This is a genomic window from Moorena sp. SIO4G3 (assembly GCF_010692305.1).
Lineage (GTDB): Bacteria > Cyanobacteriota > Cyanobacteriia > Cyanobacteriales > Coleofasciculaceae > Moorena > Moorena producens_A.
Genome location: NZ_JAAHIG010000025.1, coordinates 20,165 through 30,451 on the forward strand (window position 1 = coordinate 20,165; position 10,287 = coordinate 30,451).

Consider the following 10,287-nt stretch of genomic DNA (forward strand, 5'->3'; position numbering starts at 1 on the left):
CCTTGGAGGGGCGCACCGCCACGGGAATTTAATTGTTAATGGTAAGAGCGCACCTAAGCTTTTTGAGTTAACACAACCCGGTAAGCTTGTAGAGGGACTTACAAAAATACTGATAAAAGAGCCTTAAATCTATATATAGATAGAGTTTAACATTGATTGGCTTGATTTATTGATATATCTGGGTTTGAGCCCTTTTTGGCTATTTGGTGTATTTCCAAGGGTTTCGTCTGGGTTTGAGGCTTTTGTCTTGCTCAAAACTCTCGCGCGTCCCCCGAGGCAACAACAAGCGTGGATCTGATTCATTTCTCACCAATTCTGCTGATTAGCCTAGTCTAACTAATCTTCCCCAACTTCCCCACCTTCGGTAGCTTGCCGACTTTCCTGGTTAGGTGCGCTCTTACCATTAAGAATTAAATTCCCGTGACGGTGCCCGCCTGTTGATGCAAAGCGCGAGTGGTTTTGGGTCTGTGTGCGGAACACCACTATTCTCCTTTGGAGAAACTACGTGAACGCACCGCTGTTTGCCCCATGGAAACCCCCGTCAGGCCACTGCATCGGTTGTTGATTTAGATTCGCGCAAGGGCAGCAAACAGCTGTGCCCCCTCCGACGCGAGCATCTTATCCAAGCGACTTCAAAGAGCGCGACCGATGGGAATGCTAGGATAATAATTTATATAGGAGGCTTAATAGGAGGCTTAATTGTGGTATTATCATTTGCACAAAGAATTAGTTTCAGATCAAGGTAGGTCGGGTATGATAGTTTTCCTGGTGGAATAAAACCAATAGATCAAAGATCACTTTCTGTTTTTTGAAACAAACATTTAAGTCTGGCTCTGGTTGACCGAGACCCAGAACGTCTGAGCCGTCAGGGAAAGAAGACCATTACCAGTTCAAGTAGCTCACAATTATGATAACGCCACTGTCACACCTGCATGGGTTTTTGGAAAAGCTTTTTTAGCAGTTCTGACACTGCTTTGCCTCAAACACGACCTGAAGGAGATACCGTAGAAGGTGTAAAATATCGCACCGACGGTACCTCACGGGTATTTTTCAGTACAACACGAGAAATTGACCTGTACGAATTGGAAGAACTTTGTGATGCTGTTGGTTGGTCTCGCCGTCCTCTGCGCAAAGTTAGGAAAGCCATTCAGCATAGCTTTTTGGTTACTTCTATGTGGTACCAGCGAGGTAACACGAGGCGCTTAATTGGCTTTGCCCGTGCCACTTCTGATCATGCTTTCAATGCGACAATCTGGGATGTAGTGGTTCATCCAGATTTCCAAACCAAGGGACTGGGCAAAGCTTTGATGAGATATATGATCAAAAAATTGCGCAGCCAGGATATTAGCAATATCACCTTATTTGCCGATCCTCAAGTGGTAAGTTTTTACCGTAAAATGGGATTTATGCCTGACCCAGAAGGTATTAAAGGCATGTTCTGGTATCCAGATTAATCTCGAGTACACACAAAGCGCCAAAAGTGAGTTATACTGGTTATACTACTTAGAAGTAGCATCCGGGATGTAGCGCAGCTTGGTAGCGCGCCTGCTTTGGGAGCAGGATGTCGCAGGTTCAAATCCTGTCATCCCGATTTTAAATTCATAAGTCAATAAGTCCATAAGTAAATCATAAAATCAGTCAAGACACTAGGGTAAACTCAGTGGAACTTGATACAGTCAGATACAGTCAAACTTGATACAGTCAAACTTGATAAGAGTTAGCTACAGGGGGATTAAACGCCACTGATCAGCTAAGTTAACAAGCCAGCTCAAGCTATGATCGATCAAGTTTGATTTGAATATCTGCCTCTACTAGAGGTTAGTGAGGTGCGTTCAGATCTCTCAGTGAGCAGGGTATTCTAGTTGTAACAGGCTCTTCTTCGTTAAAATTCGAGGTAATTTCTATGAAATCATTGTTCCGTTGGGGCACAACATTAAGTTTAGTAGCGAGTGCCTTACTAGGCTCAGTGAGTGTGGAAAATTTAGCGGCACTGGCTCTGACCGAAGAGCAGGTAAGAGAAAAGTTGAAAGCTGTACCTGTATTTGCAGTTACTGATAGTAAAGGTTCGCCACTAGTAGCCTCCATTCCAGATCAGCAAGATCAAAAGAAGACTACCTCAGTGGCAGGTGTGTTTATTAGCCAAGAAGATGCTAATGCGTTTGTACAGCGTTTAAAGCAGGAGAATCCTGAGCTAGGTAAGAAGGTACAAGTAGTTCCTGTATCTTTGGGGGAAGTTCATGAGCAAAATCAAAAGAATCGCACTGTTCCCAATGGTTTAAATTTTGCCTACATACCAAACCAACAGCAGGTAAAGCAGGCACAAGCGATCTGGAACCAAAATGGTCAAGAAAAAAAGCCATTTCAGGGCGTACCGCTGTTTGTTGCCAAAGAAGCTAGCAACAGCGGATACCTCACTATTCAACAAAATGGGGTCTCATCAATTCCGTTCTTTTTTAACAAAGAGCAATTGCAGAGTATAGTGAATCGCTATAAGCAGCAAGACCCTAACTCCCAGGTTAAGATAGAGGTAGTGCCTCTAGAGGGCGTTATTAAAACCTTACAGGAGAGGAACGATCAGCAACTAGAGAAAATCGTACTAGTGCCATCCCAGGAATCCCTGAAATTTTTGCAAGGTCTGTCCCAAAATCAACTCCAACGTCCAAATCAATGATTATGGATCAGCGGTGGATGGTCTCGGGAAAAGAACTCTGGCAGTGGCGTCAAGATGCTTGCAAGTCTGCAGCTGAGGCAGGTGTCTCTACAGCTGAAGTGGACTGGTTGCTAAAGGAGGTAGCTGAGCTTGACCCATTAGTGCTACGCTTGGAGTCATGGCAAAAGTGTGCATTATCAGGGAAAGTCGCTGAAAACTCAACTATTCAACTTTCCCAACCTCTACCTGTACTTACCCAACTGTGGCAAAGGCGTATCGATCAGCGATGCCCAGTTCAATACCTAGCTGAGGTTGCTCCTTGGCGTCATTTCTCCTTGAGAGTTTCCCCAGCTGTCCTAATTCCCCGTCCAGAAACTGAATCCCTGATTGATCTGGCGGTCAATGCTGTAGCGATGAGCTCTAAACCTGACTTATCATCAGGACACTGGGCGGATTTGGGGACTGGTAGTGGAGCGATCGCTTGTGGACTGGCAGAGGTATTTCCCCATGGGACAATTCATGCCGTTGATTGCACTGAAGAAGCCCTTGCCATTGCTCAACTTAATGCTCAACAGTTGGGCATGGCAGAAAAAATAAAGTTCTACCATGGTTCTTGGTATTCACCTCTAGAAGCCTTAAAAGGTCAGTTCAGTGGTATCGTGGCAAACCCACCTTATATACCTAGTAACTCCCTCAAACAGCTACAACCAGAAATCTACTACCATGAACCCCATATTGCCCTCGACGGCGGCAGGGATGGTCTAGACTGTATCCGACAGCTGATTGAAATATCTGGGGATTATCTGCGCCCCGGCGGTGTTTGGTTAATTGAAATGATGGCAGGACAAGCGGACAAGGTTGTTCAACTACTGCAAAACCAGGGCAGTTACTCTCAGATTCAGATATTTCCTGATTTAGCAGGTATTGACCGCTTTGCTCTAGCTTATAGGAAGTATGAAGTATAAACAAGGTATGCATGGATGCCAATAGGTAAAAAGCTTTGGATAATTTCAGCTAAGGTTTACCTTTGACGTTATCGCTTCTACTTTTTAGTGTGCTGGTGAGCAATGACCCAAGTTTCTATGGCTACCCTGATTTCTGAGGCTCTCTCAGGTAAGCTGGTAAGTTTTCCAACAGATACAGTCCCAGCACTAGCAGTGCTACCGCACAAGTCAGAGTTGGTGTTTGAGGCAAAGCGCCGTCCTCAAGACAAACCTTTGATTTTGATGGGGGCATCTCCTAAATCTCTTTGGCCATATGTTCAAGGTACTTCCGCACAGAGGTCGATTTGGGAACAGATGGCTCAGAAGTATTGGCCAGGAGCATTAACATTGGTGTTACCCGCTTCAGATAAAGTACCTAACGTTATGAATCCTTCTGACCCGACTACTATTGGGGTGCGTGTGCCAGCTTCTAAGGTAGCGATCGCAATTTTGTCCAAGACTGGTCCGTTGGCAACTACCAGTGCTAATTACTCAGGCGAGCCACCTTTACAAACAATGGCAGCGGTTGAGGTGCAGTTTCCCGAGGTATTGACGCTCCAGCCAGCTGAGTTAGAAGCGATCAAACCAGACAAGATTGGCGTCCCGTCTACTGTTGCTAAATGGACAAGCAGTGGCTGGGAAATTTTGCGTGCTGGAGGGATTCAATTAGACGATTCAGGGTTTTAATAGTTCTACTCATCTTTGAAAAAAACTAGCTATCCTTAAAAAGATCTGACAAAAAAGTATGAAGTTTGAATTGTGAAGTATGAAGTTTGAATTGTGAAGGAATCCTGAATTGTGAAGGAATCCTGAATTGTGAAGGAATCCTGAAAACCTTCTATCGATTGGTTACTTGGCAACAGGTATTTTTTTTAGCCTGGTTGTCTACCCAACTCTATCCTTGTCGATTTCCAGCAGTATAAGCTTCAACCTTCATTCTTTATCCTTCAATTTTGTTAGGTGCGCTTTCCGTTGCGAATTAAATTCGCGCTTTGGTGGGCGCCTCCTAGGCCGCAAGCAATCCCTCGCTGCCTAGGGTCGCACCAACGGGCTCGCACCTGTTGACGTTTTTAGTGTGGCAAGACTTAATAAGCATGGGTGAGACGGATCTGATCTATTTGCTAGTAGGCATTGGGTTAGGAGTTATCGGGAGTCGCTTCAGGAAATTTTTAAAGGTGCGCTTTCCAATGGCCGGGGAACCCGACCTTGGGTCGCACCTCCATGAAAGCACAGACTCAAAGACCTCTGGATGCCATCAAACTGATACTGATGCTGAAGAAATCCAGCGTCTGAAACAGGAATTCAAGCAAAATCAATTGGCTTACCAAATGGCAATGGAAATGAGCCAGTTTAAAGCCGGATTTTTGGCACGAACTTCCCACGAGTTGCGATCGCCTCTGAGTCGGTTGATTGGTTTACATCAGTTGATTTTGTCTGATCTGTGTGAGTCTCCAGAAGAAGAGAGAGAATTTGTGAACCAGGCTAACGCCTCTGCCCATACTATGGTGAAACTGCTTGATGAGGTGACTGCTGTAGCTAAAACTGAACACGGTACTAACGTTTTGGAGATTTGCTCAGTCTCTTTGAAGCAGCTGTTTGAAGACCTCTATCGTCTGACCCATTTGCAAGCTGCCAATCGCAATCTCCAGCTGGAAATAGTTCCACCTGACCCCCAAATTCACGTTTTAGTCGATCCACGGCGTTTTCGACAGGCATTAGTAATGATTGTGGATACTGCAATTACTCAGATAGGTAGTGGTCAAATTAAAGTTTGGACTGCACTCTCCTCTAAATCTGAAACTGTTTCCATCTGGATTGATATGCCCTGTGCCATCAGCTGTTGGGCTGAAGCTGTTGATTTATTGCAATTACCTCCAGATCAATCAAAACAGCCCAGTGAAATGGTATCCACTTCATCTGGACTGACGTTGTTGATGATTCAAACACTCCTGGAAGTGATGCAGGGGCGTATAGAAGTATTAACGGTTCCCAGTGAAGAAGCTGACAATGATACCTCTGTGGAGAATCTTACCCGGTTTCAAGTTTCTATACCCCAGGGGATTCCTGAGATTGTAGAGCCTTACTAGGCACTGGAGTAACTAGAGGCTGATTGTACAATACCATTGTGGTACTGGAGTTCACCTCAAAACCAATGCGTTCGTAAAAACTTTGTTGATGGGTGGTCATCAGATAAACTCTCTCTACTCGGCTCATCTGAGGATGAGAGAGTACAGTTTCCACTAGCTTACGCCCTAGCCCAGCTCCTCGATAGTCTGGATGGATAACGACATCCCAAATGGTTCCCCGATAAATTCCGTCAGAGGTAGCTCTAGCTAATCCAATCAGCTTCTGGTTATCCCAAACGCTGATGACAGGATTACTGTTAGCGATCGCAACTTGCCAATCCTCGATTTTTCGGTCTTTTGCCCAAAAAGCACCTAGGTTAAACAATTGTTGTAGCTGGTAATAGTCGATTTGGGTTTTGCGATCGCAAAACTGAATATGGCGGTAATCCATAGTTACCAAAGTTCCTTCTGATTTTGTTAAACGTGCCTTGAAATTGACTTACTTTCCTGATGTTAGTCTGGAGTTTTAATGAAAACTGTTTAAGTTAAAATCGGGTTTATAGCCTGTCCTATTGACGACTTTTAAGTAATAGAAACCAGACAATTTATCCTGATTAATTAACAATTTTAAATTTACAATTAATCAGGATTAAACGGGTTTGCAGATAGCTGTTCAAGATATATCTATCGATAGGTTATCTCTGGCTTGACAAACCCAGGGAGCTGAGTATTACAAAATGTTAAGATTATAACCTATTGTAATTATCTCGGTCAAATCCAATAACTGATAGTATGGGTGGTAGTATGGGCTATTGTTGTTCGATCACGACACCTGTGCACAACCACCTCTCACCCACCCCATCCAAACCCCATGCCCAATTGCCTAATCAGCGTTGGGAAATTGCCCCCCTCAAAACTGAACAAGCTAACCAACTCGCCCAAGCTAGAGGGATTTCCCCCCTAATCGCTCAACTCCTGATCAATCGGGGCATTGAAACCTCTGAACAAGCGGAGGTTTTCCTCAATCCCCTATCTCAGGTGATGCCTGCACCGATTGATGAATTTCCCGATTTGGCAATTAGTGTCGAGATGCTCACTGAAGCGATCGCAAATCAAGAAAAAATCGCTATTTGTGGAGACTACGATGCTGATGGCATGACCAGCACGGCTTTGTTACTCAGAGCATTGCGCTGGTTGGGGGCTGATGTAGACTACGCCATCCCGAGCAGGATGACAGAGGGTTATGGCATCAATACACGGATTGTGGAAGAATTTGCGGAGGAAGGGGTGGGTGTGATTTTAACGGTTGATAATGGTATTGCTGCCCATGAACCTATTGCTAGAGCTGTAGAACTGGGATTAACGGTTATTGTCACTGACCACCATGACCTACCTCCAGAACTTCCAGACGCTGATGCGATTCTCAATCCTAAGCAACTGCCGGAAGAGTCACCCTACCGAAGTTTAGCTGGTGTAGGGATAGCTTACATTTTAGCTATCTGTCTAGCACAAGAACTGGGTCAAATCAAAGGCTTGACCCAACAGCTGTTAGAACTATTTACTCTGGGAACTATTGCGGATTTAGCTCCTTTAACGGGGATCAACCGACGTTGGTTAAAGCGAGGCTTAGGGTTATTGCCTCAATCTCAATTAGCAGGAGTTCAAGCATTAATCGAGATAACTGGGGTTAAAGATGACCAAAAATCCCTTAAGCCGGAGGATATTGGATTTAGACTAGGACCAAGAATTAACGCTATTGGTCGCTTATCGGATCCCCAAATTGTAATTGAACTGCTGACGACTACTGCACCGGAAGTAGCACTTGAGAGGGCAATGCAGTGTGAAGAAGTGAACCAACGGCGTCAGCAATTGTGTGCTGATATTGAACAAGATGCGATCGCATTTATTGAGGATACTGGACTAGATTGGGAACAGAAGCGGGTATTAGTGATTGTCCAACCGAATTGGCATCATGGAGTCATTGGCATTGTTGCCTCCAGATTAGTAGAGCGCTATGGTGTCCCAGTCTTTATTGGAACGTATGAAGACAAGGACCAACAACACATTCGCGGTTCAGCACGAGGCATAACTGAATTCAATATTTTTGAAGCCTTAGAGTTCTGCAAAGACTTACTGGGTAAATATGGAGGACACAAAGCAGCTGGTGGATTTTCCCTACCTGCTGAGAACTTAAGCGCCTTTGAACAATCCCTTAGCCGTTTTGCCCATCAATCTCTAAAACCTGAACACCTCAAACCCCTAGTTGCTATCGACGCTAGCCTAGAATTCCCTCAAATTACCTCTAACCTCTACCAGCAATTAGATCTGCTTCACCCCTGTGGGATTGGCAATCGGGATCCTGTCTTTTGGAGTGCTAATGTCCAAATCCTTGAGCAACGAGTTGTTGGTAAGGGACACATTAAGCTTACCTTGAATCAGGACAATCAACCAGTCACGATTCAAGCTATTGCTTGGCGTTGGGGGGAATACTTCCCCTTACCTCGGCGAGTGGATATTGCCTACAAGTTGCGAGAGCATCATTGGGAGGGCAACACGACCATTGAGTTAGAGTTAGTGGGTGTCCGTCTACCCGTAGTTACTAGTAAAGTTACTAGTACCTCAACCACGAAGAAAGCGGAATTTTATTACAATCAGCGCCGCTACACCTGTAGCCTTTGGGAATCTTTAAACGAACTAAGAATTAGAAACCCGGAAGGGAAAGTCCTAGCGATTCAGAAAGGAGAACGCATTGGACTTTTGGGTACTAAACGGGAAGATGCTAAAGAAGTTAATGTCACTAAACCTCCTTACTACCCCTTGATCAAAGCAGCAACTCGTGCCTTGGGACTCAGTTGAAGACTTGAAAATTAACAAGTTACAGGTTGCTGACGAGTTGAAAGTTAACCAGTTACAGGTTGCAGGTTTTCTACTGAACCTTGGCCAAAAGGCCACGCGTGCGCGTTCAACCTTCAACCTTCAACCTTCAACCCCGTCACCTTCAACCCTCGATTAAAGGTCGCCTCTAAGAGCATATAGGGCGAAAATGACCACTGGACCAGCAATCACAACAGCTGCCAGCATACTCAGCTGAGCAATCAATACCCAATCGATGTTACCTATAAAATCTAAAAAAGCTAAATACATATGTTCTCCAGAATTGACCCAACAAAGGCGATGGTGACTAATCACAATCCATCGCTTAGATTTTACTGGGTAATGATCTGCTTTTTTTAAGTAAGTTTACAAAAATATACAAAACTCAATGGCAAGGCTCACCACATTAATCAGGGGTGAAAACTCGCTAAGCTAGATATACTTTAAGCTTTTAGCTCTTTTTTGAAAGTTATGGCCACTTGGAGTTGTGTAAAGCAATGTGGCGCTTGCTGTCATCTTGACCCAGCTGAGCGTCCAGGATTAGAGGAATATCTTCTTCCAGAAGAGCTAGCGCTATATTTAAGTATGGTAGGTGAGGGGGGATGGTGTATAAATTTCGACCACACCACCCGTGAATGTCGTATTTATCCCCATCGACCTCGTTTCTGTCGGGTGGAACCTGAGGTATTTCAGGATATGTATGGGGTGGAGCCAGCAGATTTAAATGATTTTGCCATTGACTGCTGTTGGGAGCATATTGAAGCACTTTATGGTGATTGCTCTCTGGAAATGCTGCGCTTTGAGCGGGAAATAGGGATTTAAAGGTACATAGCAGTTCTCAATAGGGAACAGCGGATCTGGGGACAGCGGATCACCGGAACAGGAGGAAAGAGATCCGAGTACTTTTTGGTGTTATAGCGTTTGTATTTGAGATGTAAACATAGGATTGATGGGAAAAGCAACTTCGGAGCAGGGCCTTCGGAGCAGTAGGCAAGAGATCCAAAGAGTTTTTAATGTTATGAGAAAGCGATGCAGCGCGGTCTTGGGGAGGCAGCGCGGTCTTGGGGGTTTCCCCCATGAGCGACTGCCGTGGTTCCCCCCATGAGCGACTGCATCAAGACACAGCAAGATTGTTCATAACCTATTTATAAATGCTAGATCATAAATCCCCATTCGGTTTCATGATCTATTTGGAAATGCTATACATGAAATTGAACAAAATCGCGACGCATTCCCCCACTTCGTCCAAGTGGGGGTTAAGGAGCGACAACAACAATTGCAAAAAACTGGAACACTAATAAGCGATTGTCGTCTTGTATTTTGTAAGCTAAAATATTAAATTTAACTAGATGAGAGTTTATTGAGCCAGTGAAAACGCAAAATAAAATCATAAGAACTGATAAGTGGCGAATCAACCCAACCCCATATCAAAAGGAGTTGCTAGGGAAAACGGTTGATGTATATCGCCACGCTTGTCAGTTTTTAGTTGGTATTATTTACACTCACTGGTCTGAACTGGGAGAACTGACAGCAGATCAACTAACTCCGGCTGTCGAAAAGTTAATGCATCAAACAGCTAAACGTCCTATCAATCATCGGTCATGGTGCGAAATTTATAGAACTTGAAAAGACGACCATCTTTCCCCGGTCTTAGTTGGGTGAAAACAATTGGTCTTGCCATACTGAAGTAGATTGCGATCGCAATCTACTTCAG

Annotated in this window: 14 protein-coding genes and 1 tRNA gene; 10 read left to right on the forward strand and 5 right to left on the reverse strand. The window is 44.5% G+C overall.

The genetic code is table 11. The annotated features are described in order from the left end of the window. Positions 1-336 precede the first annotated feature (336 nt). Positions 337-480 (reverse strand): hypothetical protein, encoded by a 144-nt coding sequence (locus F6J99_RS07400; RefSeq protein WP_293112370.1) that lies wholly within the window; start codon positions 478-480, stop codon positions 337-339. 452 nt (positions 481-932) lie between these two features. Here F6J99_RS07400 and F6J99_RS07405 point away from each other — a divergent pair, with 452 nt between their 5' ends. From F6J99_RS07405 to F6J99_RS07430, 6 genes are all read left to right on the forward strand, one after another. Further along, entirely contained in the window at positions 933-1,454 is a 522-nt protein-coding gene (locus F6J99_RS07405) for a GNAT family N-acetyltransferase (RefSeq protein ID WP_070392308.1), read from the forward strand. A gap of 63 nt (positions 1,455-1,517) precedes the next feature. Further along, a tRNA-Pro gene (locus F6J99_RS07410) sits at positions 1,518-1,591 on the forward strand. Positions 1,592-1,903: 312 nt separating this feature from the next. After that, on the forward strand, positions 1,904-2,671 hold the full coding sequence (locus F6J99_RS07415) for a Tic22 family protein (protein WP_075898632.1): 768 nt from the start codon (positions 1,904-1,906) through the stop codon (positions 2,669-2,671). Further along, positions 2,668-3,615, forward strand: a complete 948-nt coding sequence (prmC, locus tag F6J99_RS07420; protein ID WP_293112371.1) for a peptide chain release factor N(5)-glutamine methyltransferase — start codon at positions 2,668-2,670, stop codon at positions 3,613-3,615. The genes F6J99_RS07415 and prmC overlap by 4 nt, the downstream gene beginning before the upstream one ends. 102 nt (positions 3,616-3,717) lie before the next feature. Next, on the forward strand, positions 3,718-4,320 hold the full coding sequence (locus F6J99_RS07425) for an L-threonylcarbamoyladenylate synthase (protein WP_070392311.1): 603 nt from the start codon (positions 3,718-3,720) through the stop codon (positions 4,318-4,320). A gap of 500 nt (positions 4,321-4,820) precedes the next feature. Beyond that, complete coding sequence (locus F6J99_RS07430) at positions 4,821-5,720, forward strand: HAMP domain-containing sensor histidine kinase (RefSeq protein WP_365972813.1); 900 nt, start codon at positions 4,821-4,823, stop codon at positions 5,718-5,720. On the opposite strand, the gene F6J99_RS07435 is transcribed toward F6J99_RS07430, so the two are convergent. Then, a complete protein-coding gene (locus F6J99_RS07435; protein WP_293112373.1) occupies positions 5,680-6,150 on the reverse strand; it encodes a GNAT family N-acetyltransferase in 471 nt (156 codons plus the stop codon). The two genes, F6J99_RS07430 and F6J99_RS07435, sit on opposite strands and share 41 nt — an antisense overlap. Positions 6,151-6,503: 353 nt before the next feature. Here F6J99_RS07435 and recJ point away from each other — a divergent pair, with 353 nt between their 5' ends. After that, positions 6,504-8,555: a single-stranded-DNA-specific exonuclease RecJ gene (recJ, locus tag F6J99_RS07440; protein ID WP_365972815.1), complete on the forward strand. Its 2,052-nt coding sequence runs from the start codon at positions 6,504-6,506 to the stop codon at positions 8,553-8,555. After that, on the forward strand, positions 8,536-8,712 hold the full coding sequence (locus F6J99_RS07445; protein ID WP_293112375.1) for a hypothetical protein: 177 nt from the start codon (positions 8,536-8,538) through the stop codon (positions 8,710-8,712). The genes recJ and F6J99_RS07445 overlap by 20 nt, the downstream gene beginning before the upstream one ends. On the opposite strand, the gene F6J99_RS07450 is transcribed toward F6J99_RS07445, so the two are convergent. After that, a complete protein-coding gene (locus F6J99_RS07450; protein ID WP_070396607.1) occupies positions 8,709-8,843 on the reverse strand; it encodes a photosystem II reaction center protein Ycf12 in 135 nt (44 codons plus the stop codon). The two genes, F6J99_RS07445 and F6J99_RS07450, sit on opposite strands and share 4 nt — an antisense overlap. Before the next feature lie 201 nt (positions 8,844-9,044). Between F6J99_RS07450 and F6J99_RS07455 the strand changes: the two genes are divergently transcribed. Next, positions 9,045-9,395 (forward strand): YkgJ family cysteine cluster protein, encoded by a 351-nt coding sequence (locus F6J99_RS07455; RefSeq protein WP_293112376.1) that lies wholly within the window; start codon positions 9,045-9,047, stop codon positions 9,393-9,395. A gap of 49 nt (positions 9,396-9,444) precedes the next feature. Here the strand turns inward: F6J99_RS07455 and F6J99_RS07460 are convergent, their stop codons facing one another. Further along, on the reverse strand, positions 9,445-9,651 hold the full coding sequence (locus F6J99_RS07460) for a hypothetical protein (protein ID WP_293112377.1): 207 nt from the start codon (positions 9,649-9,651) through the stop codon (positions 9,445-9,447). Positions 9,652-9,941: 290 nt separating this feature from the next. On the opposite strand from F6J99_RS07460, the gene F6J99_RS07465 reads away from it, so the two are divergent. After that, the gene (locus F6J99_RS07465) at positions 9,942-10,199 is read left to right on the forward strand and encodes a transposase (protein ID WP_293112381.1); all 258 of its coding nucleotides are present in this window, start codon (positions 9,942-9,944) and stop codon (positions 10,197-10,199) included. Here the strand turns inward: F6J99_RS07465 and F6J99_RS07470 are convergent. Further along, positions 10,162-10,254, reverse strand: coding sequence for a sugar transferase (locus tag F6J99_RS07470; RefSeq protein ID WP_293112378.1), 93 nt, complete (start codon positions 10,252-10,254; stop codon positions 10,162-10,164). The genes F6J99_RS07465 and F6J99_RS07470 overlap by 38 nt on opposite strands. Positions 10,255-10,287 lie beyond the last annotated feature (33 nt).

What these genes read in the sequence shown, in the direction of transcription:
- F6J99_RS07430 (WP_365972813.1), top strand. Translation starts at nt 4,821, where the DNA reads ATGGCCGGGGAACCCGACCTTGGGTCGCACCTCCATGAAAGCACAGAC.
- F6J99_RS07435 (WP_293112373.1), bottom strand. Translation starts at nt 6,150, where the DNA reads ATGGATTACCGCCATATTCAGTTTTGCGATCGCAAAACCCAAATCGAC.
- F6J99_RS07470 (WP_293112378.1), bottom strand. Translation starts at nt 10,254, where the DNA reads ATGGCAAGACCAATTGTTTTCACCCAACTAAGACCGGGGAAAGATGGT.
- F6J99_RS07405 (WP_070392308.1), top strand. Translation starts at nt 933, where the DNA reads ATGGGTTTTTGGAAAAGCTTTTTTAGCAGTTCTGACACTGCTTTGCCT.
- F6J99_RS07460 (WP_293112377.1), bottom strand. Translation starts at nt 9,651, where the DNA reads ATGGGGGAAACCCCCAAGACCGCGCTGCCTCCCCAAGACCGCGCTGCA.
- F6J99_RS07450 (WP_070396607.1), bottom strand. Translation starts at nt 8,843, where the DNA reads ATGTATTTAGCTTTTTTAGATTTTATAGGTAACATCGATTGGGTATTG.
- F6J99_RS07455 (WP_293112376.1), top strand. Translation starts at nt 9,045, where the DNA reads ATGGCCACTTGGAGTTGTGTAAAGCAATGTGGCGCTTGCTGTCATCTT.
- F6J99_RS07415 (WP_075898632.1), top strand. Translation starts at nt 1,904, where the DNA reads ATGAAATCATTGTTCCGTTGGGGCACAACATTAAGTTTAGTAGCGAGT.
- recJ (WP_365972815.1), top strand. Translation starts at nt 6,504, where the DNA reads ATGGGCTATTGTTGTTCGATCACGACACCTGTGCACAACCACCTCTCA.
- prmC (WP_293112371.1), top strand. Translation starts at nt 2,668, where the DNA reads ATGATTATGGATCAGCGGTGGATGGTCTCGGGAAAAGAACTCTGGCAG.
- F6J99_RS07425 (WP_070392311.1), top strand. Translation starts at nt 3,718, where the DNA reads ATGACCCAAGTTTCTATGGCTACCCTGATTTCTGAGGCTCTCTCAGGT.